We start from the raw sequence: 24,142 nt of genomic DNA on the forward strand, positions 1-24,142 counted from the left end.
TTACCGTTATTTATAATGACGGAAAATTCCGAAATCGGTAGGTGTCCACAGCGCAGCTTTCTGTCCGGCAGATTTCAGGGCATCATTGGACCAGGTATTGCAGGTGTAGAGGAAGCTGTACGTCCCTTTCGCATCATAGAACGCGTCATTATCATCATAAACCGCACTGGTTGGAATCAGGATAAAGTTTCCGTTCTGATCCCTGTCGAATTTATCTTCTACAAACTTCACCAGGTCCTTATACTGATTTCTGCTGATCATGATCATTTTACAGTCGTTCCCTTCTTTCATGGCTCTGTAATAAGTACAGTGCATCGCTGATTCGCTCATCCAGAAGGCCGCCTTTACAGCAGTTGAGAATTTCAGATCAGCCCACGTCGGGGTATCCAGATAAAAACCTTTATCTCCCCAGCCTACTCCGATATAATTATAATCTGTTTTTTTGGATTTTATATTGTCGAAAGGAATTTTCCGGCTCCAGTCCTGCAGATCGTTTTTCACAGGCATCACAATGTCGGTGTGTACTCCGTTGGTATAAATATAAATGGGAATAACCTTTTCCTGTCCGTCATCTTTTGCAGAAACAGGAATAAGGGGAAGGGCCAGCCCCAATATAATATAAATAATTACAATTCCCAAAATAACCCCTATGGTTTTCAGGATATACATTAAAATCATTTTCAAGGTCATATTTTAATAAAATTTAATCTTCATTTTTCCGTAAAAGTATTTGTTTTAATCGGAAAAATGAGTATATTTAGTTACGAAATATTCACAAATATGCGTAAAAATACAAAATCACAAAAAAGGTTTAAAATAAGAGTAAAAACAGCTCCGAAAAGAGTGCAAAAAAAACGTTGATTTTCTGTGTGACTTTGGTCTCCTGAAAGTCAATTTTTCTTTTTAGGAAAGCTGCTGTAAAGATTCTTACCGTATTAAATCTAACCTCTTTAAGGCTGAAAACTTAAGGAATGGATGATTAACCTTTTATATTTTGGAACGGCAAAATTCCAAACCGGGAATCGTCCGCGGCATTCCTGGCTAATTTTTATCCGAATATTTTTCAAGAAACTCAATATTTCGCCTGAGTCCGGCAAATTTGGTTCTTTTCACCGGTGATTTTCTGAAAATTCCGGAGAATATTTCCTGGGTAATTTCCTTCCATTCTTCTTTTTTGAAGTTTTTCAGAGCTTCGTTGGGGGTAAATCTGTTCTGCTTATGAGGTGCAGAAAAGCGGTTCCACGGGCATACATCCTGGCAGATATCACATCCGAACATCCAGTCTTCCATTTTGTTTTTGAAATGATCCGGAATTTCATTCTTCAGTTCTATGGTGGCATAGGAAATACAGCGGCTTCCGTCAATGATTTTTTCAGACACAATAGCATCTGTCGGACAGGCATCAATGCATTTTCTGCACGTTCCGCAGTGATCTGTTACCGCATGATCCGGAACAAGTTCAAGATCACAGATAATCTCAGCCAGAAAATAAAAAGAACCGTTCTGTTTAGTGATGAGATTGGCATTTTTTCCTACCCAGCCTATCCCTGATTTTCGGGCCCAGCTTCTTTCGAGTACGGGTGCTGAATCTACAAACACCCTGAATCCGAACTCCCCTATTTCTTCCTGAAGTTCCGCCACCATTTCGCGGAGAATTTCTTTTACTACTTCATGATAGTCTTCTGCATAGGCATATTTGGAAATCTTATAATTTTCCAGGGCAGAAATTTTCTCTTCCGGGAAATAGTTATAGGAAAGTGAGATGACAGATCTGGAGCCCTCCACAAGCAGTCTCGGGTCCAGTCTTTTATCAAAATGATTCTCCATATATTTCATTTCGCCATGAAAATTATTTTTGAGCCATTTTTCAAGATTGGGAGCGTCTTCTTCAAGGAAATCTGCCTTTGAAATCCCACAACTCTGGAATCCAAAACGTTCTGCTTTAGATTTAATCAGCTGTGAGTATTTTTCGGCACCGGTGTTCAGGATTTCCACTTTGCAAAATTAAGATTATTTTATCAATGTTGGATTGAATGAGAAACTGTTGTAAATACAGTTTTTTTGGAAATGCAAAGATGATTTACAGGCAATATCGATTTTTTAAAGGAGCTAAGGGCAGAATCAACTCCGTTGATCCGATGAAGCGGATGAATATTTGGATGCAGTAGAAAGTTTTCAGAAAAATTACGTATTTTCGTTCTTATTTTTAATAATTAAAATTAAACAGTTATGTCTTTAATAGAAGTAATACAATCAGGAAATTATGAGCTGATCGATGTTCGTGAGCCAATGGAACTTGAAATGGACGGGAATATTGAAGGGGCGAAAAATATTCCTCTTGGTGAAGTAGAAGATAGAAAAGAAGAGATCTTATCCATTGAAAAACCGGTAATCTTATTCTGCAGAAGTGGAAACAGAAGCGGAAAAGCATTAGAATATCTTAACAGCCAGGGCCTGAAAGACGGTCACAACGGCGGAGGCTGGGCTGAACTAAAAGCCGTATTGGAAGCAAATCGGGGAACTTTTTAAAAGTTCCTTTTTTTATCTTATTGCATCATGGACCTGAAAATAATATTTGAACAGCTCTGTCTTTCTTATACGGAAGATAAAGCTCTTATCAGCCTTCTATGGCAGGAAATTGAAAAACAGTATTCTGAAAAAGGCAGACATTATCATAATCTTCTTCATCTTGAAAACATGATCCTTGAGCTGGAAACTGTGAAAGACAGAATTTCCGATTTTGATGAGGTTCTTTTTTCCGTATTTTACCATGATGTTATTTATGATGCTTCCTCAAAATCCAATGAGGAAAAAAGTGCAGCTTACGCCATACCACGACTTCAGAAATTAAAAATTTCCCCGGATAGCATTTCAAAAATTCAGGACCAGATTACCGCTACAAAAGCTCATCAGAAAGCCGATGACAATGACACCAATTATCTTCTGGATGCAGATCTTTCGGTTTTAGGAAAAGACCTGGAAACTTATCTTGATTACAGCAGAAGAATCCGCAAAGAATATTCCATTTATCCTGATCTTCTTTATAAACCCGGGCGGAAAAAAGTACTGAAACATTTTCTGGAACTTGACGGTATCTTTAAAACGGAAGAATTCAGGGCTCAATATGAGACTCAGGCTATTAAGAATATAAAAGCCGAACTTCAGCTGCTTTCATCATAAGATTGCTGTAAGAATAATCTTTTCAACGGGATGAGATATCAAAAATATTTGTTGTAAATTGGTATATAGAAAATGTCCGCCTGCCATGAAAAAGTTTTCTCCTATTACCGCTATTCTTATCATTGCAGGATTGTCCGCCGGTATCCTGTATCTGTTTTTAGGGAATCCTTTTGGCTCTCAATCTGAATCTGATAAGACAGACCGGCGCAATGACAAAATCATCAGCATGTTCAATGCACAGATAGACCAACAGATTGAAAATCATACGCAAAGCACGATGTATCCCGGTTATACCGGTGAAAGCCGCAAGAATACAGTCAGTTATCTGAAAACCATCAAAACAATTGAGAGCTATGCCCGTTATGGGGTACAGTCAACCAGGCCCCGGAATTATCTTGAACTGAATATTGCATTTAATGACGGAACAACAGCCAAGGAAGTTTACACGGGATATTCCTGCTCCGGATATACAGGTCCCTGTCTGCTGATGAAGGTAGAAATGAGTGATGGAAAAGCAGTTAAAGTTTATACCAACGGACAGGAGAAAAAAGGTTCCCCGGACTGGATCATTCAGGATCTCAGTCTCATGATAGAAAAAACAATTGCTTATGATATGGGCAGAAACCGACAGAACTATTTTCCTCCTGAAAAAAAACAACAGGATTTTGACAAAGAGTGGGAAAACCTCAGATAAGCCGGCAATCTGTTACAGGTATTTTCTGAAATTCCAGAGTTTTCTTTTTTTCAGATAATCCGGATCGGATTCATGGCTATACGCTTCTCTTTCAAATGAAATTCTTCTGTAAGCCAGGTAACCGTCTTTCAGTCTGAAAAGCCAGTAATAATATTCAGCGACATAAAAAATATAAAAGAAAATAATCAGCATCTCGATCTGCTGTCTTAAATGGATCTTTTCGTGATTGATAAGTATTTTATTTTCCTTATCTTCGGGTTTCCTAATGAAGATAAAGGGAAAGAGAGCAATGCCGTTAATTTTTAGTTTTTTTAATGGCTTTTGGCATACAATTATCATATAACAAATATAAAGTTTTTTTGATTTAGAGATTTAACTTATGGCCCATTATGACATCAAAGAAGGTGAAGACTTTTACTATAATGAACAGGGATACAAGGTTTTTACGGAGAAATTCCATCTGAAAAGAGGATATTGCTGTAAAAGCGGATGCAGACACTGTCCTTACGGGTATGATAAAAAGACTGATACATTCATAAAAAACGATAAAAAAAATAAATAAAATGAAAAAATATATTTTTATTTTGTTGGCATCGGCTTCATTAGCCTTTACATCGTGTAGTCCTTTCCAGGTACGTTCTGATTATGCTGAAACCGCTAATTTCACTACGTATAAAACGTATAAAATAAGAATTGACGACCTGAAACTCAATGATATTGATAAAGACAGGGTTCTGAACGAGCTGTCGAGACAGCTTCAGAGCAAAGGTCTTCAGTCCGGTGAAAATCCCGACCTGATCGTTAATGTAAAAGCCAATCACAAAAAGATTACAGATATTACCAACAATACTCCTTACGGAATGTGGGGATGGGGCGGCCCTTTCGGATGGGGCGTTGGAATGAGCAGAACATGGACCAGCAATTATAACGAAGGTGCTTTAATTGTAGATCTTATTGATTCAAAAAGCAACAAACTGGTATGGCAGGGAATCGGAAGCGGAATTTCCGTTGATTCGCCAAGAGCCAAGCAGAGACAGATTCCTGAGATCATGGCTGAGATTATGAAAAATTATCCGCCACAGAGAAAATAAGATTTCAATTGATTGAAATGATATATAACCGGTGCTTTTGTACCGGTTTTTTTTGTGTTATTGTCGTTTCATCTAAAATTAATCACAAAGCTAAACAAGGGAAGAATAATTCTCTTTAAAATAAAAGAAGCGTAAACTCAGCGAAATAATAAGAGTTCTTTTTAGCTTCGGCTGGAGTCTTTTGCTATTAATAAAATTAGGGGTATTCTTACTAAACCTAACAGGTTTTTGAAACCTGTTAGGTTTTAGGCGCTGTAAAGGATTCATTCATCAGATTTTTCATGCCCAATAGCATAGCCTATTATTCTCAGCATATCAAAATAAGGATGCTGTTCATTCAAAATTAATGGTAACGTCATTTTTTATTCACTGAAATGTGGTAATCTTACAGAAATTTTATTGATATGAAAAAAATCATCTTATTCTCTGTAATAGCCGGATTTGCCAATGCCCAGGCTCCTGCAGGGTATTACAATTCAGCCGGCGGATTGAGCGGTGCGTCACTGAAAACGGCATTAAGCGTCATTATTACCAACGGTCATCAGGATAAAGGGTACAATGGTTTATGGACAGGCTACAAGACTACCGATACCGACAAAACTTATGAAAATGACGGCTCTATTATGGATATTTATTCTGAGAAACCTTCGGGAGCCGATCCTTATAAATATACTCCGGGAACCAACCAGTGCGGAACTTACGGAGCGGAAGGCGACTGCTACAACCGTGAGCATATTGTTCCTCAAAGCCTGTTTAATGAGTCTTCACCGATGGTTTCGGATATTCATTTCATTCGTGCCACTGACGGGAAGGTAAACGGAATGAGAAGCAATTATCCTTTCGGGAAAGTGGGAACAGCAACATTTACTTCAAAAAACGGGTCCAAACTGGGCAGTTCTGCTTCTTCGGGATATTCGGGAACGGTATTTGAGCCGATTGACGAGTTTAAAGGGGATGTAGCCCGTATGATCTTTTATTTTGTAACCCGATACCAAAGTAAGCTTTCCTCGTTTTCTTCAGGAAATATGCTGGGCAGTTCCGCATTTCCGGGGCTTCAGACCTGGGAACTGAATGTTCTTCTTGCATGGCATAATCAGGATCCGGTTTCTCCGGCAGAAGTTAACCGGAATAATGCTTCCTATAAATACCAGGGAAACAGAAATCCGTTTATCGATAATCCGAATTATGTGAATCTGATCTGGGGATCTTCCAATCCGGGAACCTCTAATCCTAATCCTACTCCCAATCCGGGATCAGACTGCATCAACGAAACATTTGAATCTATTCCGGCAGCCAATGCTTCCTACACAACAAGAACCTGGACCAACGGAGGTATTTCATGGACCGCCACTGATGCCAGAACCGACCAGACGGTTAACAGTAAAGCTATTACCGTGAGAAACGGTTCTTTAACTTCGGGCAGTTCAGCCAACGGGATCGGATCGTTAACTGTAACCACCCAGCTGAAATTTTCAGGAAGTAACGGAAATTTAGAAGTAAAAGTAAACGGTACAACCGTGGGAAGCGTTCCTTACGGCACAACTGCAACTACAACAACAATTAATAACATCAATATTACCGGAAATGTAACAGTGAGTCTGGTTAACAATTCTTCAGGCAACAGAATCGCCATTGATGATCTGAAATGGAGCTGCTATACGGGAACTTCCGGACCAGCCAAAACTCTTTCTTCTGATCTTCCGGTTCAGGAACTTCAGGTTTATCCTAATCCGATTTCAGGACAGGAGATTTTTGTGAAAGGAAATGTTCAGCATATCCGGAAAGCAGAAATCTATAATCTTCAGGGAAGACCACTTCAGACTATTCATCAGCCTTTTAAAACCGGTAATTCTATTAAGATCAGAAATCTCGGGCAGGGAGTTTATTTATTGAAACTGGACCAGTCTACTTTGAAGTTTTTAGTGAAATAATTTTGAATACCATATGATAATGAGACCGGTTATGCCGGTCTTTTTTGTTAATCACAAAATTTTTTAGTTTATTTTTTAGCCTTGATTGTTTTCCCCCAGTCTGTAAACATTTTGTTCAGTGTAGAAGTATTAATCAACGCAAAAGTAAACATGCCGAGGAAAATAACCAGCCAGCACCAGGCAAGCTTAATACCGTTTCTGTCCGTAGTAAGAAAAAGGACGAATATCGCGATGGCTCCCAATACAAAGGTGAAAAGCAATGTATAACAGAATACATGAATAAGGTAGCTATTCAGTTTCAGCTTTCTGAATATCCAGGCTATGGGCATCAAAAGTACAGCTAATATCAGCGGCAGGAACATGGCTGCAAAAATTACGGTTTCGGGGTGTTCTGTGAGTTCCTGTTCCAGCCCGAAGAAGGCATTAAAACTGAATATTTTCATACTGTTTTTCTGAATCAGGGATTTCCAGCAGGGTTCTGTTTCTGTATCCGAACAATCTGGCGAATATTACATTGGGGAATTCGTGAATCCCGATATTATAAAGATTAACACTGTCATTAAAAAACTCCCTGCGGTCTGCAATTTTATTTTCAAGCCCGGTAATCCTTTGCTGCAGTTCCAGGAAGTGGGCATTGGATTTCAGTTCCGGATAGTTTTCAGATACGGCAAAGAAAGACTGAAGAGCTTTTGAGGTCTCATTGGCCACTCCTGTCTTTTTATCAGAATTTGTGGCACTTGTATAGGAAGACCGGAGCTCCGTCAGGCGGATGAGAATTTCTTTTTCATAGTTCATGAACTGTTGGGCTACTCTTACCAGATTGGGAATTTCGTCTGCTCTCTGTTTCAGAACAACGTCTATATTGCTGTAAGCTTTTTCTATATTGAACCTGAGCAGGACCAGCTTATTGTAGATACTGATAAAAAAGCCAATCACGGCGATCGCCAGAAGTATGGAAAATGCTATTGCAGTAGTCTGATTCATTATTGTAAAAGTATATAAATAATCATTATCATCACAACGGTACAGGTAAACATGAATGATCTCAGCAGTGGCTGATATTTGTTCCAGATGGTAATTCCAGATGCGGAAGTGATCCCTAATACTTTGTAATGGTCATCTTTTCTGATGAAAGTCGTTCCGTCTTCTGTATCTGCATATCCTACCAAAAGCATTTTCTGCCCGTTCTTCAGAAGGGTTTCCTTATGTCTTTTGCTGTTGCTGTGGCTTACATTGGTTTCTGCCAGAAGGACCAATTCTATCCCCTCCGGTCTTATTTCTATGATGCCGGTCTCATCCTGTATCCGGAAAGGGTTGCATTGGGTTTCCCGATGGACGGTCCTGTAAGAGTCTCTTCCGTCTGAATCTCTTTCTATATCTTCAATGGTATAATAGTACCCGATACATTCTTCATGGCTTACCGGAGAAATAAGAGGTTCCTGCATGATCAGTGTTCCTTCAATTTCAACGAGACCTTTAGCCAGGGATTTTATTTTTGAGGTGGGAAGCGATGCCTGAAGCCTGAGAAAGCGTTTAGCAGAGGTAGGTTTCATAAGAACCAGTGCTATAAAAACAAAGAATGCCAGAGGAAAAAGCACAAAGAACTGTCCGGCGTAGGCATCATAATTCCGGGTTATGCTGAGCATTATATGATGTAAAGGCATCTTCTCTTTAAAAACCGCAGCCCATAAAATAAAGTAGATCACGCAAAACAGGAGGACAGCAAAAATGATCCATCCGATGTATGATCTTTTTCTTTCGTTTCTCATGGTTATCCTAATTATCCCGGCTGTCTGCACATTTTATACAGCAGACCGGAAGTTTAAAAATACGTTTTATTTCAAATCAGTCTACAATTGGAGTTTTATTTTTTTAACAGAAACAGGGAATATTCACTTTTATTTATTGTTGTTTCAGATAAATAATAATTATACAGCCTACATTAATCAGCAGGATCAGCAATCCCGAATATACAGATACAGCTATTCTCTTTTTCATTGACTGTTTTGTGGTGTAGGAAAACAGTAAGCTGGCAAAAAATGCAGATATTCCGGTAAAAATGCTTCCGAAAAAGAACATGATCCAGTTGAGATCAATAGCATTGGCACTGTTTTCAGAACTGCTATCGGTAATCTGCAGATATTGCCCGATTTCCGGGGGATTATTCTCTGCAATGTCTACTGTTTTGATGATTTTGTTCCCTTCTCTGTTGATATATTCCACTTCAGGAAAATATACGGGCTTATCTGAATAGGAAGAGCTGCGGAAGTTCTGATTTTTGACCATTTCTTTTTTATAACCGATAACAACCGCTTCATACCTGTTTTCATTTAAAGATCTGTATGCCTTTTCCCAGAAAAAACTGTAAGATAATACGAAAGTAAGCGCATTGATCATCACCATGAGCAGACATACAAAGAAAAGAAGAAATCCTTTTTCCAGGGCGCTACGCTCGTTTTTACCTGTATTCCCGCTCCGGATTATCTTGCTGAAAATTCTATATCCTGCATACACAGACAATAAGGTGATCACTACTACAAAATATCCGAAAAAGGTCATAAGATTCCGCGTTTCCCGTTATTTCTGTTTAACAAATTTATTTTCCACTCCTTCAAATACGATGGTTAGTGTATCATTTTTAACGGAGTATTTACCTTCTGTTTTTTCGCCGGTTTCTGTTTCCGTGATGATCAATTTCCCGTTTTCTGTCTTACAGGAAGATGCTGTGGTATGCTGCATTTTCCCTTCTCCGGTGTGCTGGATATATTTTCCGTCTTTGGTAAATTCAATAACGATTTTCTCAATGACATTTTGAGTTCCGGAATCTTTGACCTGTCCCACCCATTTTCCAGTGAGGGTGGTATCTTCTTTTTTCTGAGAGCAACAGGTTAGAGCAGTCAAAAAGCAAAAAATAATCAGGATCTGTTTCATTGGGTTTTCTATGGATTTAATAAACCTCAAGTTTCGTTTTTCCTTCCGTAAGATAAAAAGAGCTGCTGTTGAACATGGCCTTTGTTTTTCCTCCTGCTTTATAGAGCCCCCAGAGCACACTTCTGTGTCTTAGTCTCGGATCCGAACTTTTCTGTATGAATCTTGCGAATTTTCCATCTTCGCTGATCTCCGTTTCATAAGATTCCGCATCCTGCATTTTAAGGGTAGGATTTTCATACACCTCTTTAAGCTCATTCCAGCCGGTTTTTACGGTACTGTTATTATATTCTGAAATATACTGGTTGCTCATACTTGGATAGACAGCCCTCGCCAACCCGTCTATATCTTTATTTATGTACAGGTTTTTAATCTTGCTGTATCTTTCTTTTAATTCTTCGGTAAGCACATTATTCGCCAGTTTTTTGAGATTCTGATATTCTTTGGGCTGGGCCAGCTGATAAGGAACCGAAGCTTTAAATTCGAAGGTGTATTCGTAAGGCTGGGTATTATAATCTATATTTTTCACCAGTGCCTGGCTTCTGTTCATGATTACTTCTTTCCCGGGAGCATCATGTTTTCTGTTATCAAATTCTTTGACATTCACTTCCAGAAATGCATGATCAGGGCTATCGGTATAGATCTTACAGGTAATTTTCTGTACTCCGGATCTGAAAATACAGTGATTGATGCTGACTGAAGTACTGACTGACGCTTCTTCAAAGTTCCTGTAAACCGGCAGCCCGTTCACAAAGATTTCAGCATGCCCCATATTCTGGCCGATCTCTATAAAATACCGCGGTTCATAGTCATAGCGTTTTACTTTTTTTGTGATCTCTTCTACTATATTCTTTGAATTGATTTCTATATTGTTATTGTTTTGCATATTATCTTTTTTTTGTGAGCAACTCAGGCTGAAGGTGAATATCAGCATGAAAAATATCAGTCTTGAATACTTCATTGCATTAAGTTTTAAGCAGGTATATTTTGTATAAGGTGATGGTTCTCTCATTAAAAATAGTGAATGACTTATCTTCCTTGCCTTTATCCGTTTCTGTGGAAGTTTCCCAATCGATGCCCAGCTGCTGGTTTTTCACTTCAGATTTAAATTTATACTTTCCTTTCAGACCGGAAAAATACAGGCTGCTGTCTACGAAAAATCCTCCTTCATCTTTTCCGTACTGCTGTACAATACCGAAGGAACAGTCTATTTCTAATTTTGCCTCCAGCTTTACCTGTGTCTTTAAAGGGGTAAAGCTAAACAATTCTTTATAGAAAATACTCTTTACTTCTGCCTTTCCTCTCACATACTGCCCGAAAGCAATGATTCCTTTTACCTCATCATAGTAGTTGCCTGCCTGTTTAGAGAAAGAATAGGTTTTTGTAAGGAAGTTATATTTCACATTCTGCTCAATACTGATCGCTCCGATGATGCTTACGGAGAATGATATATTGGCTGTTTTATCTTCATAGGTATCCTTGACTTTGCCTCTGATATCTTCAAAGTCTTTATGTCTTGCTTCAGGGAGCTTATCTTTTAAAGTTTTATCCGTCACATAATCGAGAAGGTCTTTGCCTACAAGCTCATATTTTACCCCGATGAGAGGATCTATTTTGATCCCGGCTTCAAAGATCATCGCTACTCTTCCGTCCGCCTGCTTGTAATAATACAGTCCGCTTTTGTACGCCATGGACGGGCCTACCAGTTCTATGGAATCGGGAAGGCTTTCTATGGCTTTCATTGCTTTCTGTACGCCCTTTGCCAGCTTTTTTATTTTTTTCAGCTTACTGATCCCGCTTCTTCCCCTGGTGAGGATCAGGATGAGAATTTCGATAACGATCTGCAGACATACGAAACCGAACATGGCTATACTGGTCGCATATTTGGTGTATTTGGTCTGGGTTATAAAATTCACGGTAGTTCCGTTCAGGCTGAGTGCTGTTCCCTTTTTCTCCTGGGTACGGTTGTGAATGGCGTGTAATCCTGCTTCCAGTTTCTGGGCTTCAGCTTTTATGTAATCCAGAAGAACCTGTTTTGCCATATAATCCACAAGCGTCATGGAGGTTCCCAGATAAACCCTCTCGATGAAGGATTCGAATTCTGTAACAAATCCTTTCTGAAGGTCTACGCTGTGGTTGTGGAAGAAATAGTCTTCCTCGAAATCGTATTTTCCGTGGGCCAGCCAGACAATATCCGGGTATGTTTTTACCTGGAGGGTAGGTTTGTCTTTCTGTGGAAAATAAGTACAGCTGTTGATATAGAAATAATAGCTTTTGTGCATTGAGGAAAAATAATTGATGTATTTTCCAAAATACTTAAGATAATTCGGGATAAAATCATCTCCTATATCGGCCTTTACCGGATAAACGACTGTATTTTTAGCTTCTGTTTTCTTAGGAAGCCCGGCCTCCTGAATGGTGATTTCGTCTTTATGGGTATTTCTGCAGCCTTTTCTTTCTTTATTCACTGCGCTTACGGTAAGATTCTTCGTTTTACCGGCAAACGGTGCTATGGTTTCGAAAATAATAGGGGCATAGGTATTTTCATAATAGTTGAAGCGGATCATCGCCCTTCTGTTCTGCTGATGCTGTGCTTCTGTAAGTTTGTCTCCTTTATGGATCAGCTGGCTTTCTCCATGCCCGTGACATTTAAATTTAGAAGATCCCAATCCGTTGCTTTTCATGAAATTCATAACGGCTTCCGATCTGTCCTGCGACAGCTTCAGGTTATAGTCTCCCGGACCTCTTTCATCGGCATGACCGTCTATAATGATCTGGGAATGGGGATTGGACTTCAAAAGGGCGACGAGGGAGCTTAATATTTTCTGGGCATCTGCTCTTACAGCACTTTTATTAAAGTCGAAGAATACAAAATGTTTCTGTTCCAGGGGAGTTGTTCCTACCGCTTTGATCTTCGATTTTCCATCTTCAAAAACGATAAACTCATCCGTTTCATTGATTTTGATCTGTTTGAATTTACAGGTTCCCACCCTTGCAATATCTGTGTTCGGCTGTCCGATGATCAACGGAGTCTGATTGGAAGGCGGTGTTTTAACAACTGCTTTTAATGCATTCTTAATGTTCAGGTATTTTCCGTGTCTGTCGTTTCCTGCTTTATCTTTAAGGTAGGTTCCGTTCTTTCTTTTGATTTTTACGTAAAACTCTTCATTTTCCTGGATATATTTGATATATGCCTTCCATTGTGAGGTATTTGGAATTTCAAGATTAATCTGCCCGTCTTTTACTTCCACGTTGTATATGGTGCGCATTTTATAGTCACCACTCCACATTTCGTTGTGAACTTCTACGGTCACTACTTCCCCATTAATCCCTTCTGTATCGGCATGAAAATGAATTATTTCGCCGTAAGACACTCCAAAATTTTTGCTGTCGGTATTCCTGATGTTTGTTCCGCCTCTCGTTTTACTCCATTTGCTGGAGGTAATAAGCGGATCGCAGAATCCGGCAATCATCAGTCCTGTAAAAGCCACATCCGGTTTCCCTGTCATACTGGCTTCCACGTAATACGTATATCCGCAGAGGCGTTTGGGAATTCTGTATGAAAAATATTTGTCGGTCATGCAGTGAAGACGTTCCACAATATTTTTGCGTTCTTTATCCAGCACCATCCAGTAGAGTTTTCCTTTCTTCTGGTCTTCGGTAGTGTCTTTATGCCATTCTTTGATGTAGAAATGTGCCTTTTTATCGGCAGGAACGCATACCCATTTATCCGGTCCGAACCGGGAGTTCGAATTATTTGCCTCATTGGGCATCGGTACAAATTTTATTTTTTTTATTCCTTTCGGCATCGCTTACAATTTTGGGGATTCTCCTGCTTCCACTCCTTCATGGGTAGGTTCTTCTTTATACATTTCACCGGAACTTACAAGCGGATTGATCTGCTGCTGTACGTCTTTATCTGCATTTTTAAAGTTCTGCGGGCTGGCTTCCGCCCTCTGGCCGTGGTCGGTGATCTCAATACATGGAGTTCCGGCAACAGCACAGATGGCCTTACTTTTTTCTAAAATAATATATCCTCCGTTGCTTAACTGTACTTTATCGTAGAACCCCTGCCATTCGGTGACCATGATCTTACATGGCGGCGGCGTGCCTCCGTTTTTGGTACAGTTTCCAAAGGTATTTTTTTCGAAAGTAGCTCCTCCGGTCTCTTTTGTTGTTACAATAAGTTTTTTGGAACCGTCTTTATCATTGGCATATTCTTTCTGATGGGTAAGTACTTTCAGCTTATCGGGAGCCTGCCCGAACTGGCATCTGCACATCGCTCCCTGCACTACAATATGTTGTTCTGCCATGCTTAGAATTCTTTAGTGGAAATTAAAACTCTGGTTAAATAGCTGTTCCCGAATTCCAGACGGACAAATGAAGTGTTCATCTTAAAAGTAACCACTGTAAGGGCACTTGAGGTGTTTTCGTCCACTTCTACCGAAGTCTGGTAAAGACTGGCATTATATCTGGCAAACTTATCCCTGCATTCTGTGGGCGAACTGCTGTTGAACACCAGTCCGTACGGTAATCCTGAAACCGCTTTATCCCCAAAATATTGCAGGCCATAATATTCTGTTCCATCGGTTGTATGCCCATAGATCAGGTTAAAATCATCGAAGTCCCAGCTGCTCTGCGTTCCGTTTTTACAGCTTTCGCAGGGCATCTGGCTGGATTTTATCTGTAAAAGTTTGGTAAATACAGCTTCTGATGCCGGCAGGGAGATGAACTGTTTTTTATTGAACAGATTCTGCAGTTTTCTGGAAACTGTTTTCTTTTTTGGTGTGCTTTCTTCTATAACAAAATCCGAGTCATCTGCTGCTACGGGTTCTGTTACAGCAACGACGGAATCGGCAGCATATGCTGCTAGTTCCTGATCTGGTTCAAACCCTCCTTTATCACTTAACAGAAATGCTTTGATCTCTTTTTCCAGAAGGCCTGTTGATTTGGTCTGCTTTACATCCACTTCTTTCTTTGACCAGCTGTCCGGAACGACTTCCTGAAGGGAAATACTGACTTTCGTACTTTTGGAAGACAGTTTTTTCATCGTTACATTCCAGGCCGCATGCGTAATAAATTGTTTGGGTTTTGCCCCGTTTTTCAGAGCAAGGATCAGATAAGGATTCTTTTTTCCTGCTTCATCTTTAAGGTTGTAGAGGTCAATTGAGGTAGAAAAACCAACATCTGACGCCGCAGCTCCTTTAACATCATCTTTTGTAAAATCGTTGCTGAAATTAAAAATGAACTGTTGTAATGTCTCCATATTTTTAGATACTGTAAACTCTGTTTTCTGCCCGAAATACAAACCGAAACACAGGATTGAAACCAGTGTAAGCAATTTATCGTTTAATCTTGTTTTCATATTATTTTGTTTATTTTTTATTCTGTTATGGCGGCTATTTCTACGGCTATTTTCTTTTCCTGCTCAAGGTTTATATCGCATTCCAGGTAAATAGATTCTGCCAGTGTTGTCTTTTCATCAAGGAAATAATGGAGTCTGATGCTTCCTTCATGATTCATTTCTCCCTCGTCATCAACGGTTAAAGAAAATGGTGTTCCTGCTATAAAATCGTTGACGGACCGTTCGTCATTCAATATTCCCTCTCCTTTTATCCGGATGAGATCATATTCGTCTTTCAGAGGATCTGTTTCCAGCCTGATTCCGAAAACAGGTTCCATTACATTGTCAACTACCGGAAATGTTTCTGTTATTTCTGTTTCATATTCTTCACCGAAATGCCGGCAGATCCCGAAGAATAAGGTTCTGATGAAGTAATCATTCTTCAGGTAGAGACCAATGGCATCGGGTTCATCAACAATATATTCAATCTTCTGACAGTAATGATCCACAGTTTCCCCATCAAATAACCGGTACACCTCTTCTTTTACAGCGGGCCATCTTTCTTTGAATACGGAAAGGTTTTCTACTGCATTGAATTTTCCATGCCTGTCTATACTGATCTGCAGCGGGTAAAGTACTTTAGAGGTTTTGTATGCCAGGAGGTCTGCTATTTCATTCACTTCTTCTTCGTTCAGATATAACGGGGAAGTTCTGTCTATTTCAAAAAAATGAAGCTTATTTTCACTTTTCAGCCAGCGTACGGAGGTTTCATATTTCAGTTCGCTTCTACGGTTTCCGTTATCAATAGTAATGGCCGCTGCATATCTACGGAATGAATTTTCAGGCTGAAATAAAAGGGTATTTCCCGGACCGAACTTCACAAGTCTGTTTTTATCAGCAACGGCTGTTCTGGGAAGGAAAAGTTCTTTCTGCCCGGTAAGCCCGATCAGGATCATATCCTTTACCTCGCACTGATTGTTGTGAAACTGCTTCAGAGTATCCGTATCCATGCCATAAAGCGATGCAATGCTCTGCAAGGTTTCATTTTTCTGAACAGTATGTCTGTTAAACTTCTGCATAAATTCTCCGGATCAGACGGATATTCTCTTATTTAGGTTCATATTTTTTAGTCTTCCACATATTATCCATATCGATCTTTCTGATCCGGATTTCTTTATCTTTCTGCCTGAACACCAGATTTCTGTCACTTAAGTCTTCATTCATTTTAAGGACGATTTCAACGGGCTGATTTTCATCTGCATTTTTAAACAGAGAAAAGATCTCATCTTCATCGAAATATTTGACTTCAAAAACAGTCTGTGTCCCGTCTTTAGCTTCAAACTGGTAAGAAATAAGACGCGGAACAGCTCTTTCTCTGACAGGGTTTTCAATAACAGACTGATTGAACAGGGTTTCTTTTTCCCCGTTATACATTTCCATAGTCACATTTTTCAGGACGTAGCCCGGAATTTCTGTTTTTGTCTTCCAACTGTATTTTTTACGGTATGTATTATCCCATATTCCGAAAGGGATGCCTTTTGTTTTCATGTTTTCATAGGCTTCAGGCACAGAACTGCTCATATCAAAATATTCCTCCTGTGAAATGGTAGGATTTCCCGGAACATAGTCTTTCATAGCCACGGTGGTTTCTTTCGCCTGGAATCTGCCTATTTCTACCTGCTGGTCGTTTCCGTACAGCCATACAACAGCCACACCTCCCGGTGCCAGCCCTACTACAACGGATGAGTAGCTTTCTTTCTCATTGGTCCTCCAGTTGACCGTCCCTTCTTTAAAGAGCTTTTTGATTTTATCTACGGGAAGATCCCAGTTTCCTTTGTAAAATTTATTTTCAAGGAAGGATGCCCAGGTTACTTCCAGTCTCACCGGAACTGCTTTAAGGTCTTCTCCCTGGGTATGCAGGGATCCGCTGTATCCCCATCCTGTATGTGATACTCCTGAACAGGGAATATAAACATTGTTTCCGTCTTCAAGAAAAAGATGTCCCTGATAAATGTTCATAGGGTATAGTGAGGGTGAGCTTTCCGTAGGAAGCCATTGGTATTTTTCCATTTTATTTTGGCACGAAATGAGTGAACTTATAAAAATCAATAAACTAATAATACCTGTTTTCACGTTCATTGTTGGTTCAGTTAAAGTAGTTTCGGTGAGGTAATATAAAATATAAAGCCACCATCAGCAGCAATACGGCAATATTACCGGTCCATTTGGCTCTGTTCTTTTTATACAGCCAGAAAAAGGTCTCCAGAAAAATGTAAACCCAAACGGCAAAAAAGAGATACAGCGGGATTTCGTCTATATCATAGGTTTGTCCTTTGAATCCGCTTTCGGCAAACATGAAATAGAATGCCAGATAAGGGATCAGCAAAAGGATAAGTCTGAAAGCGATATGTTTTATAACTTTTTTCATGAGTGGGGAGCCATTCTTCGCCACCTTCTTACCTGCAGCTTGTTTTTATCCAGTGTATAATTGGGTCTGTATCCGAGTGCACCGAATTTTGAATTCCAGTGCAGATATCTGTTCCTAAGCTCTATCAGAATGTTATGATCTGCAACAATCCTGTTAAAATTTGCCACAGTGATCTTCTTCAGGGCTAACTGTTTCCTCAAATCCTCGATCTGCCTGTTGGTATAATAAACCATTTGCGGAGCGGTTCCATTAATATATTCATCCAGTCTTTTTTTCACTTTGGTGAGGTCAAGCGGATAATAGGAATCTTCTTTTCCGTCAGGAATTCTGTATGATTTACTGAGGTTGGTAAGATCAATGGTATCAGCATAATTTTTGTTTACCAGCTCACTCATGATATGCAGAGGAATGAAGCTGTACCTGTTGCTGATCTTCGCTCTGTTGATATAGGTTTCCAGCCAGTAGTTAGGGCGTGTCACCTCACCGGATTTAAACCAGCCCTGTTCAATAAGGTTATTCAGATCATTATTCAGAATTTTTTTATAATCGTCATCGTCCAGTCCGTCTCCTACGGTATTGTCTAAATCCATGACCTGTTTTTCCTCAGACATGTTATGGGTATAACATCCTCCGACATCGGAGTGTACCCCGGGCAGATAGTAATCTGTTCCTCCTGCGAGCTGTGTCCTGGTAAGCATAAAGTTTTCTCTGTGCTCGTCGGATGCTGCCAGATGGATAATATTCCTGGCTTTAAGCGTATTCAGGTTCAGTTCTCCCACATCGTTGGTAAAATCCGGATCTGTGGTTGTTTCTTTGGCGTTGGGATCATAGGACGAAACGGTATCATAGATCCCCAGAAACCTTATTCTTATGGCATTATATTCTATCCGGCTTCTGTCGAGAAGGCTTCCGAGAATTCCGTTTTTGGGATTAGTCTGCGTTACTTCAAATACGAAGTTTCTTGCTGCAGCGGCTCCTCTGCTGAAACCGAATACATCAAGGGTAATGGTGTTTACTTCATATCTGCCTTTCAGTTCATTGACCTTTTCAGCCACTCTCCGGCATCCTTTTTCCACCTTTGCCCTGACACCGGTGCTTCCGGCACCATAAGCCACTCCTTTATGATTGAGTTTTTTATCGCTGTCTGAGCCCAGATCTTCTGTTCCTATTCCCTCGATATAGATCTTGGCAACATTTTTACTCCGGTCTTCCTTGTACCAGTATTCTTTTCTGGCTACGTTGGAAAGGTCGTTGGTATAACTGTCGTCTTCTTTATTGGACTGTTTTTTATACACTTCCTTTTCACTTGCCGTAGGGGTATATCCCGGTTCATTTCCTCCGGCTCTTGTATTGACCCGGTTATTCTGGGTACCATCAAAAAAAACTCCGATGCGGATATCGATCTGCCCTTTTCCCGGAGGTGACGGTTCGTAATCTCCAAAAACTACATTCGACATAGATTCTGTAATTTATTTGTTTCCGTGAGACATGATCTTCTTGTTGCTTGCCAGAACAAGGTTTTCCTTCCGTGCCTCTACATTTATTTTTTTTGCCATTTTTTCAACTTTTTTCCCAACATTAAGATGATAAGTGTCTTTAACGGTTACCTTCATGTTGGCTGCTGTTTTAATAATCGCCATACTCTAGAAAAGTTTTGATTTTTCGGCACTGTTGAATTCCACGATCTTTCCGCTCTGCATGGTCATATTTTCAAGTTCGCTGAACATGGATATTTCACCGGCGATCTCATGGGAAGTTTCAGATTCTCTTCTGAATTCTTTTTCGATAAGCTCTGTTCTGGTATCAGAAGACTCCCTGATATCTCCCGAAGCGGTCTGTTCTATATCTTTTCCTGCCGTAGAGCTTATATTTTCATTGGCAGTACTGGTAATGCTTGCTCCGGCATCAATGGAAATTTCTTTTCCGGCAGTGATGCTTACATTTTCTCCGGCATTCAGGGTAAAGTTTTTAGGGGCTTTTACGCTGATATTTCCCTGTCCGTCCATAAAGAAGGTATTTCCGCTCGGATCCAGGATCTTTACGCTTCCTTCTTCATCGTTCATCAGAATCCTGATTCCGCTTCTGGTCTGTATGGATTTCAGGTGGTTATTGATTCCGCCTCCTAAACCTACTCCTCCGTGAAACATGCCTCCCATTACAAACGGCCTGTCCGGATGGCTGTGAACGAAATTCACCATCACCTGGTCTCCCACTTCGGGGATGGCAACATATCCTCTGTTCTGGGTAATCTGATCGGTTCCTCCTGCATCAGGGCTCATCATTCTGATAAAATGAGTGGTATCGTTGGTCTGCCAGTCGAATCTCACCTGTATTCTTCCCTGTCCTTCCGGATCGGTATTGGAAATAACCACAGCAGTCTGGGGTTCCGCTTTGGGAATATTAAAGTCAGGTTTCGGAAGGAATCCTGTATCGGCAGCGATTCCTGAAAAGCTTCCTTTATAGTGTCCTATGGTATCAATTTCATGCTCAGATTCTGTGATCATGATCCTTGTAAAGTAGGATGTTTCATTGGAATCAGGCTTACGCATCTGTACATCGGCTACACATCCCGGATGCAGGAAAGGCACAGTAGTATTTCCCGATATGGAAAAGACATTAACAGCCTCACTTCCTGATGCGCTCTTCTGGGAGTACTCAACGTCGAGATGAGTAGCCGCTTTAATGGGAGCTACCTGAAGTGCCGGGGTTTTATAGATATTGTTATTGTGTGCATAGGCTGTCTTTGCCAGGTCACCTACGTGCTGCACCGGTGTGGCTCCGGAAATCAGCTTTTCATTTCTGTTGCTGTTATAGCCGTAGAACTGGGGTCTGGTGTGTACTGCTTTCAGATCTACTTTAATATCATTGGCATTGCTTCCGTAAGTCAGCATGATCGGTTTATTCTGAGGCGGAAGTTTTCCGAAATGAAGAACTTCTCCGTCATAATAAAACTGTTCGCCATAGGCTTCCGCCATTCTTGCCAGATAGTTATAATGGGTCTCGTTGTACTGGCTGCTGTAAATGATCTGAGAGTAGTTATTGGCCTCTATTCTGATGTCAAAACGGTTTTTATCAATACCCTGTCTGATGACTTCTTCAGCAATGATTCCCATATTCACAGGCTGGCTTCCTCCAAAACTCTGGATATGGGGAGCACCGTCCAGAAGAATGGTAGGGCTGTATCCTGTAAGCACGATGTTTCCGAGGCTCATTTTTTCCTGGCTGAATCCTACTCCGGTAATTACACCTACAAATGTTCTTTCAGGACTGTTATCTATATCTTTATAGGAAATAACTGCTGTAAGACGTTTTCCCAGGAATTTGTTGGCATCTTCCAGGGAATGGGTCTGGCGGTCTTCCAGGGTATCGTGGGCCAGCGTAAGAGTAAATTCGTGATGACGTCCGGTGCTTTGTTTAAGCTTAAAATGTTTATAGTATTTAATCATTTTGCCTTCTATAACGAGAGAAAGCTTTACGAGACGGTTAATGCCTATATGGTGATTTTCGGATACCCCGTCTGCATTTTGGGTAGGACGGAATGATGATCCTCTTGACTTTTCAGGTGTAGCTGACATATTCTGTTTTCTATCGGTGATTTGTTTTTTTAATTTGATAATTATTCAATTATACAGGAATTTCTGCAAGTCCATAAAACGGACCAAACCCGAAAACCTGACACATTATTTTATCATTAATCTCAAAAATACATGAGAATCCATAATAACGGGATATTTTTACTATCAACAAAACGGTTCTGTCTATTTTTGGAAAACAAGACTTTGTTCAGTTTTGCTCAACGGTTTATCCGGCTTTTACCTCTGATCCCTAAAATTCCATAAAGGGATACTTATATCAGGGAAAAAAGACTGTCTTTTCAGGGACAGTCTCTTTATATCCGGGTCTGCCCGGGACTAGCTTAAAGGCCAGAATCCTTCATAGTGTGCCCCACCATAAATGATGCTTTCTGCACTTACGATGAAGCTGATCAACATATTGTTGCTGTCCAGAGCATCAAAATCCACCTCATGCTGGATCACATATCCGTTTTCCCATTTCAATGAGATGAGTGTTCCTTCTTCATGGGATTTATTGAATGTGATTTCTCCGTTCGTAGGTTTGTATTTGCTGTTCAGTAAGCTTTCCAGAATATCAGATTTCTCCGTAGCTTCTATTGTTACTTTAATAAGAGCATTAGACGGATCAGACGCTACGCGCCCTGAAACATCCGTAGATCTTGAAACGCTGTAATTCAGCTTTAATAATTTCTGACCTTCACCTCCATTGAATTTTAAGATTCCTCTTGAATTTCCTGCCATATTCTTAAATTTTTATCTTTCTCCTGATGATACTGTATTCATCAGATCCGGAAGCAAAGATAAAGTTCAGGTCCTAATCTGAAAAGTTTTTAAAGAAGAGTTTCGTAAATTGTAGTAATTCTACGACTTTTGCTTTGGTACTGTCTGGAAAATCAGGAAAATCAAGCTTCATAAAAGAGTTCCCTTAAGAAGAAAATCAAAGTATCTCAATTAAGTGCTCAGTATTCCGTTTTTTGCAGATGATAACCAATTTAATGTTTATAGATATAGGCAGCAATGATAATGATGAGATTAACGGCGGCCATAACCATTAAAAGAGTACCGTATTTTCTTTTCCGGTCTATAAAGCTCAGGCCCAGTGTAAAAAAGAATATCAGCAAAGTATATACTGCAGGATAGGTATGAAAAGCTTCTGAAAATTTTCCCTGAAACACAAGTATAACAGCTCTCTGGGCTCCACATCCCAGGCATTCGAATCCCAGATATTTTTTGATGGGACAGGTCAGCATAAAGTCTTCTATGTTCATATTCCCTGTTTTTGCTAATAGTGAAAAGTTTTCTGCCTGCTGTTGGTCATTTTATTATGAAGAAATTTTTGCTCTGGAGTACTGATGCGGGAAAAAGCATTCTTCATTCATTTCAAAGGCTCCCTGTACCGCGATATAGGGATTTCTTAATATTTCCCTGGCGACAAATATCAGATCTGCATTTCCGTTCTGAAGGATTTCTTCCGCCTGATCGGGTGTAGTGATCAATCCGACGGCACCGGTTCTTACTCCTGCCTGATTTTTTATCTGAGAAGAGAAAGGAACCTGGTACCCGTTAAAAACTGAAATTTTTGCACCGTGAATATTTCCGCCGCTGGAAACATCTACCAGATCAACGGAATGGCTTTTCAATATTTCAGCCAGCTGAACACTGTCTTCAATATCCCATCCGTTTTCCGCGTATTCGGTTCCGGAAATTCTTACAAAAAGAGCGGTATTTTCGTCCAGTTCTTCATTCACCGCCTCAACAATCTCTATCAGGAACCGGATTCTGTTTTCAAAACTTCCTCCATATTCATCAGTTCTTATATTGGAAAGCGGGGACAGAAACTGGTGGATCAGGTAGCCGTGAGCTCCGTGGATCTCTATGATATCAAATCCTGCCTTCACGGCTCTTTTTGCCGCTTCTTTAAAGTTCTGTACCTGCTGCTTCACCTCATCAGTGGTCAGAACATGGGGAATTCTTTCTGAAGGATGATAGGGAACCGGGCTCGGAGCCAGAGTTTCCCAGCCTTCTTCAACAGAGATCTGTTTATTATTCCACGTAGAGCCTTTTCTTCCTGCGTGGGCCAGCTGGATTCCTATTTTACTTTCCGAATGGGAATGGACAAAATCAACGATCTTTTTAAGCTGATCTGCCTGCTCATCACTCCAGATTCCCATGCATTTATTCGTAATTCTCCCTTTCGGTTCCACTCCTGTGGCTTCTACCATAAGCAGTCCTGTTCCGCCCTGTGCCCTGCTTCCGTAATGCACAAAGTGAAAGTCATTGGCCAGTCCGTTTTCGCAGGAATACATACACATCGGTGACATTACCCAGCGGTTCTTCAATTCTATATTTCTGAATTTTATTGGTGTATACAGCATTTTAAACTTTTGAATTTCAGGTTCAATGATCTGATGAACAAAAATATTGCCCACCTGATTAAAAAGAACTAATTTTAGCCCCCCTTTTTTAGTCCTACAATATATGAAAAAAGACATACAGATCAGTTACGAGTATTTTAAAAACAGCAGTGAACTGAGCGATATTGAAAAAAAACTATTCGAAAGAGCCAAAGAAGCCCGCGAAAATGCCTATGCCCCCTACTCCCAGTTTCTGGTAGGATGTTCTGTCCTGCTTGAAAACGGAGAGATCTATTCCGGCAACAACCAGGAGAACGCTGCTTTTCCGTCCGGGCTGTGTGCTGAAAGAACGGCTCTTTTCTGGGTAGCCGCCAACTTTCCGGATGTGAAGATTAAAAAGATCTTTGTAGTGGGCGGACCTAAGGAATTTCATGAGAAAAATCCTCCGATCCCGCCATGCGGAGCCTGCCGCCAGAGCTTAATAGAATTTGAGACCAAGCAGAACGAGAATATCGACCTTTATTTTTCAAGTATGAATGAGGAGGTTTACAAGGTACATGCGATTAAAGATCTGCTTCCCTTCTATTTTGATTCATCGTTTTTATAAATGGAAGATA

General features: G+C 40.3%; 28 protein-coding genes. 7 read left to right on the forward strand and 21 right to left on the reverse strand.

Translation table 11 applies throughout. From position 1 onward, the window contains the following. Positions 1-6: 6 nt before the first annotated feature. Both AC106S_RS06775 and queG read right to left on the reverse strand, forming a co-directional pair. On the reverse strand, positions 7-684 hold the full coding sequence (locus AC106S_RS06775) for a TIGR02117 family protein (RefSeq protein ID WP_482438321.1): 678 nt from the start codon (positions 682-684) through the stop codon (positions 7-9). 357 nt (positions 685-1,041) lie between these two features. Further along, positions 1,042-1,986: a tRNA epoxyqueuosine(34) reductase QueG gene (gene queG / locus AC106S_RS06780; protein WP_482438422.1), complete on the reverse strand. Its 945-nt coding sequence runs from the start codon at positions 1,984-1,986 to the stop codon at positions 1,042-1,044. A 243-nt stretch (positions 1,987-2,229) separates the two neighbouring features. Between queG and AC106S_RS06785 the strand changes: the two genes are divergently transcribed. From AC106S_RS06785 to AC106S_RS06795, 3 genes are all read left to right on the forward strand, one after another. Further along, positions 2,230-2,529 (forward strand): rhodanese-like domain-containing protein, encoded by a 300-nt coding sequence (locus AC106S_RS06785; RefSeq protein WP_482438322.1) that lies wholly within the window; start codon positions 2,230-2,232, stop codon positions 2,527-2,529. 27 nt (positions 2,530-2,556) lie between these two features. Continuing rightward, positions 2,557-3,180: an HD domain-containing protein gene (locus AC106S_RS06790; RefSeq protein WP_482438323.1), complete on the forward strand. Its 624-nt coding sequence runs from the start codon at positions 2,557-2,559 to the stop codon at positions 3,178-3,180. Positions 3,181-3,265: 85 nt separating this feature from the next. Next, positions 3,266-3,874, forward strand: coding sequence for a hypothetical protein (locus tag AC106S_RS06795; protein WP_482438324.1), 609 nt, complete (start codon positions 3,266-3,268; stop codon positions 3,872-3,874). 12 nt (positions 3,875-3,886) lie between these two features. On the opposite strand, the gene AC106S_RS06800 is transcribed toward AC106S_RS06795, so the two are convergent. Further along, positions 3,887-4,213, reverse strand: a complete 327-nt coding sequence (locus tag AC106S_RS06800; RefSeq protein ID WP_482438325.1) for a hypothetical protein — start codon at positions 4,211-4,213, stop codon at positions 3,887-3,889. A gap of 40 nt (positions 4,214-4,253) precedes the next feature. On the opposite strand from AC106S_RS06800, the gene AC106S_RS06805 reads away from it, so the two are divergent. From AC106S_RS06805 to AC106S_RS06815, 3 genes are all read left to right on the forward strand, one after another. After that, on the forward strand, positions 4,254-4,436 hold the full coding sequence (locus tag AC106S_RS06805) for a C1orf53 family protein (RefSeq protein WP_007842321.1): 183 nt from the start codon (positions 4,254-4,256) through the stop codon (positions 4,434-4,436). 1 nt (position 4,437) lies between these two features. Beyond that, entirely contained in the window at positions 4,438-4,965 is a 528-nt protein-coding gene (locus AC106S_RS06810) for a DUF4136 domain-containing protein (RefSeq protein WP_482438326.1), read from the forward strand. A gap of 404 nt (positions 4,966-5,369) precedes the next feature. Further along, positions 5,370-6,896: an endonuclease gene (locus tag AC106S_RS06815; protein WP_482438327.1), complete on the forward strand. Its 1,527-nt coding sequence runs from the start codon at positions 5,370-5,372 to the stop codon at positions 6,894-6,896. 68 nt (positions 6,897-6,964) lie between these two features. Here AC106S_RS06815 and AC106S_RS06820 read toward each other — a convergent pair whose 3' ends face one another. From AC106S_RS06820 to namA, 18 genes are all read right to left on the reverse strand, one after another. Beyond that, the gene (locus AC106S_RS06820) at positions 6,965-7,339 is read right to left on the reverse strand and encodes a hypothetical protein (RefSeq protein ID WP_482438328.1); all 375 of its coding nucleotides are present in this window, start codon (positions 7,337-7,339) and stop codon (positions 6,965-6,967) included. Beyond that, the gene (locus AC106S_RS06825; RefSeq protein ID WP_482438329.1) at positions 7,320-7,880 is read right to left on the reverse strand and encodes a LemA family protein; all 561 of its coding nucleotides are present in this window, start codon (positions 7,878-7,880) and stop codon (positions 7,320-7,322) included. The genes AC106S_RS06820 and AC106S_RS06825 overlap by 20 nt, the downstream gene beginning before the upstream one ends. Further along, positions 7,880-8,665, reverse strand: coding sequence for a hypothetical protein (locus tag AC106S_RS06830; protein WP_482438330.1), 786 nt, complete (start codon positions 8,663-8,665; stop codon positions 7,880-7,882). Before AC106S_RS06830 ends, AC106S_RS06825 begins: the two co-directional genes overlap by 1 nt. Positions 8,666-8,798: 133 nt before the next feature. Then, the gene (locus AC106S_RS06835) at positions 8,799-9,455 is read right to left on the reverse strand and encodes a hypothetical protein (protein ID WP_482438331.1); all 657 of its coding nucleotides are present in this window, start codon (positions 9,453-9,455) and stop codon (positions 8,799-8,801) included. 18 nt (positions 9,456-9,473) lie between these two features. Beyond that, positions 9,474-9,827, reverse strand: coding sequence for a hypothetical protein (locus AC106S_RS06840; protein WP_482438332.1), 354 nt, complete (start codon positions 9,825-9,827; stop codon positions 9,474-9,476). 16 nt (positions 9,828-9,843) lie between these two features. Next, positions 9,844-10,710, reverse strand: a complete 867-nt coding sequence (locus AC106S_RS06845; protein ID WP_482438333.1) for a hypothetical protein — start codon at positions 10,708-10,710, stop codon at positions 9,844-9,846. Between the two features lie 79 nt (positions 10,711-10,789). Further along, positions 10,790-13,633 carry an OmpA family protein gene (locus AC106S_RS06850; protein WP_482438334.1) on the reverse strand — a complete coding sequence of 948 codons (2,844 nt, stop codon included), beginning with the start codon at positions 13,631-13,633 and terminating at the stop codon, positions 10,790-10,792. A gap of 3 nt (positions 13,634-13,636) precedes the next feature. Continuing rightward, entirely contained in the window at positions 13,637-14,137 is a 501-nt protein-coding gene (locus AC106S_RS06855; RefSeq protein ID WP_482438335.1) for a DUF4280 domain-containing protein, read from the reverse strand. 2 nt (positions 14,138-14,139) lie between these two features. After that, positions 14,140-15,189 carry a hypothetical protein gene (locus AC106S_RS06860; RefSeq protein ID WP_482438336.1) on the reverse strand — a complete coding sequence of 350 codons (1,050 nt, stop codon included), beginning with the start codon at positions 15,187-15,189 and terminating at the stop codon, positions 14,140-14,142. Between the two features lie 17 nt (positions 15,190-15,206). Beyond that, complete coding sequence (locus tag AC106S_RS06865; RefSeq protein WP_482438337.1) at positions 15,207-16,247, reverse strand: LysM peptidoglycan-binding domain-containing protein; 1,041 nt, start codon at positions 16,245-16,247, stop codon at positions 15,207-15,209. A 28-nt stretch (positions 16,248-16,275) separates the two neighbouring features. After that, positions 16,276-17,238, reverse strand: coding sequence for a DUF2931 family protein (locus AC106S_RS06870; RefSeq protein ID WP_482438338.1), 963 nt, complete (start codon positions 17,236-17,238; stop codon positions 16,276-16,278). A gap of 76 nt (positions 17,239-17,314) precedes the next feature. Further along, entirely contained in the window at positions 17,315-17,596 is a 282-nt protein-coding gene (locus AC106S_RS06875) for a hypothetical protein (RefSeq protein WP_482438339.1), read from the reverse strand. Then, positions 17,593-19,053 carry a phospholipase effector Tle1 domain-containing protein gene (locus AC106S_RS06880; RefSeq protein WP_482438340.1) on the reverse strand — a complete coding sequence of 487 codons (1,461 nt, stop codon included), beginning with the start codon at positions 19,051-19,053 and terminating at the stop codon, positions 17,593-17,595. Before AC106S_RS06880 ends, AC106S_RS06875 begins: the two co-directional genes overlap by 4 nt. A 12-nt stretch (positions 19,054-19,065) precedes the next feature. Beyond that, positions 19,066-19,236: a hypothetical protein gene (locus AC106S_RS06885; RefSeq protein WP_482438341.1), complete on the reverse strand. Its 171-nt coding sequence runs from the start codon at positions 19,234-19,236 to the stop codon at positions 19,066-19,068. Positions 19,237-19,239: 3 nt separating this feature from the next. After that, positions 19,240-21,171 (reverse strand): type VI secretion system Vgr family protein, encoded by a 1,932-nt coding sequence (locus AC106S_RS06890; RefSeq protein WP_482438342.1) that lies wholly within the window; start codon positions 21,169-21,171, stop codon positions 19,240-19,242. 336 nt (positions 21,172-21,507) lie between these two features. After that, complete coding sequence (tssD, locus tag AC106S_RS06895; RefSeq protein ID WP_482438343.1) at positions 21,508-21,912, reverse strand: type VI secretion system tube protein TssD; 405 nt, start codon at positions 21,910-21,912, stop codon at positions 21,508-21,510. 251 nt (positions 21,913-22,163) lie between these two features. Then, a complete protein-coding gene (locus tag AC106S_RS06900) occupies positions 22,164-22,439 on the reverse strand; it encodes a DUF2752 domain-containing protein (RefSeq protein WP_482438344.1) in 276 nt (91 codons plus the stop codon). Between the two features lie 54 nt (positions 22,440-22,493). Then, positions 22,494-23,546 (reverse strand): NADPH dehydrogenase NamA, encoded by a 1,053-nt coding sequence (gene namA / locus AC106S_RS06905; protein WP_482438345.1) that lies wholly within the window; start codon positions 23,544-23,546, stop codon positions 22,494-22,496. 103 nt (positions 23,547-23,649) lie between these two features. On the opposite strand from namA, the gene cdd reads away from it, so the two are divergent. Further along, the gene (gene cdd / locus AC106S_RS06910; protein ID WP_482438346.1) at positions 23,650-24,132 is read left to right on the forward strand and encodes a cytidine deaminase; all 483 of its coding nucleotides are present in this window, start codon (positions 23,650-23,652) and stop codon (positions 24,130-24,132) included. The last annotated feature ends 10 nt before the right edge of the window (positions 24,133-24,142 follow it).

The organism is Chryseobacterium sp. FR054 (assembly GCF_056844565.1).

Bases quoted from the DNA above. Each gene is read 5' to 3' on its own strand.
- AC106S_RS06850 (WP_482438334.1), bottom strand. From the start codon at position 13,633: ATGCCGAAAGGAATAAAAAAAATAAAATTTGTACCGATGCCCAATGAG.
- AC106S_RS06790 (WP_482438323.1), top strand. From the start codon at position 2,557: ATGGACCTGAAAATAATATTTGAACAGCTCTGTCTTTCTTATACGGAA.
- AC106S_RS06840 (WP_482438332.1), bottom strand. From the start codon at position 9,827: ATGAAACAGATCCTGATTATTTTTTGCTTTTTGACTGCTCTAACCTGT.
- AC106S_RS06815 (WP_482438327.1), top strand. From the start codon at position 5,370: ATGAAAAAAATCATCTTATTCTCTGTAATAGCCGGATTTGCCAATGCC.
- AC106S_RS06880 (WP_482438340.1), bottom strand. From the start codon at position 19,053: ATGTCGAATGTAGTTTTTGGAGATTACGAACCGTCACCTCCGGGAAAA.
- AC106S_RS06865 (WP_482438337.1), bottom strand. From the start codon at position 16,247: ATGCAGAAGTTTAACAGACATACTGTTCAGAAAAATGAAACCTTGCAG.
- AC106S_RS06805 (WP_007842321.1), top strand. From the start codon at position 4,254: ATGGCCCATTATGACATCAAAGAAGGTGAAGACTTTTACTATAATGAA.
- AC106S_RS06835 (WP_482438331.1), bottom strand. From the start codon at position 9,455: ATGACCTTTTTCGGATATTTTGTAGTAGTGATCACCTTATTGTCTGTG.
- AC106S_RS06845 (WP_482438333.1), bottom strand. From the start codon at position 10,710: ATGCAAAACAATAACAATATAGAAATCAATTCAAAGAATATAGTAGAA.
- cdd (WP_482438346.1), top strand. From the start codon at position 23,650: ATGAAAAAAGACATACAGATCAGTTACGAGTATTTTAAAAACAGCAGT.
- AC106S_RS06875 (WP_482438339.1), bottom strand. From the start codon at position 17,596: ATGAAAAAAGTTATAAAACATATCGCTTTCAGACTTATCCTTTTGCTG.
- AC106S_RS06810 (WP_482438326.1), top strand. From the start codon at position 4,438: ATGAAAAAATATATTTTTATTTTGTTGGCATCGGCTTCATTAGCCTTT.
- AC106S_RS06820 (WP_482438328.1), bottom strand. From the start codon at position 7,339: ATGAAAATATTCAGTTTTAATGCCTTCTTCGGGCTGGAACAGGAACTC.
- AC106S_RS06900 (WP_482438344.1), bottom strand. From the start codon at position 22,439: ATGAACATAGAAGACTTTATGCTGACCTGTCCCATCAAAAAATATCTG.
- AC106S_RS06885 (WP_482438341.1), bottom strand. From the start codon at position 19,236: ATGGCGATTATTAAAACAGCAGCCAACATGAAGGTAACCGTTAAAGAC.
- tssD (WP_482438343.1), bottom strand. From the start codon at position 21,912: ATGGCAGGAAATTCAAGAGGAATCTTAAAATTCAATGGAGGTGAAGGT.
- AC106S_RS06890 (WP_482438342.1), bottom strand. From the start codon at position 21,171: ATGTCAGCTACACCTGAAAAGTCAAGAGGATCATCATTCCGTCCTACC.
- namA (WP_482438345.1), bottom strand. From the start codon at position 23,546: ATGCTGTATACACCAATAAAATTCAGAAATATAGAATTGAAGAACCGC.
- AC106S_RS06855 (WP_482438335.1), bottom strand. From the start codon at position 14,137: ATGGCAGAACAACATATTGTAGTGCAGGGAGCGATGTGCAGATGCCAG.
- AC106S_RS06800 (WP_482438325.1), bottom strand. From the start codon at position 4,213: ATGATAATTGTATGCCAAAAGCCATTAAAAAAACTAAAAATTAACGGC.
- AC106S_RS06825 (WP_482438329.1), bottom strand. From the start codon at position 7,880: ATGAATCAGACTACTGCAATAGCATTTTCCATACTTCTGGCGATCGCC.
- AC106S_RS06795 (WP_482438324.1), top strand. From the start codon at position 3,266: ATGAAAAAGTTTTCTCCTATTACCGCTATTCTTATCATTGCAGGATTG.
- AC106S_RS06785 (WP_482438322.1), top strand. From the start codon at position 2,230: ATGTCTTTAATAGAAGTAATACAATCAGGAAATTATGAGCTGATCGAT.
- AC106S_RS06860 (WP_482438336.1), bottom strand. From the start codon at position 15,189: ATGAAAACAAGATTAAACGATAAATTGCTTACACTGGTTTCAATCCTG.
- AC106S_RS06870 (WP_482438338.1), bottom strand. From the start codon at position 17,238: ATGGAAAAATACCAATGGCTTCCTACGGAAAGCTCACCCTCACTATAC.
- AC106S_RS06830 (WP_482438330.1), bottom strand. From the start codon at position 8,665: ATGAGAAACGAAAGAAAAAGATCATACATCGGATGGATCATTTTTGCT.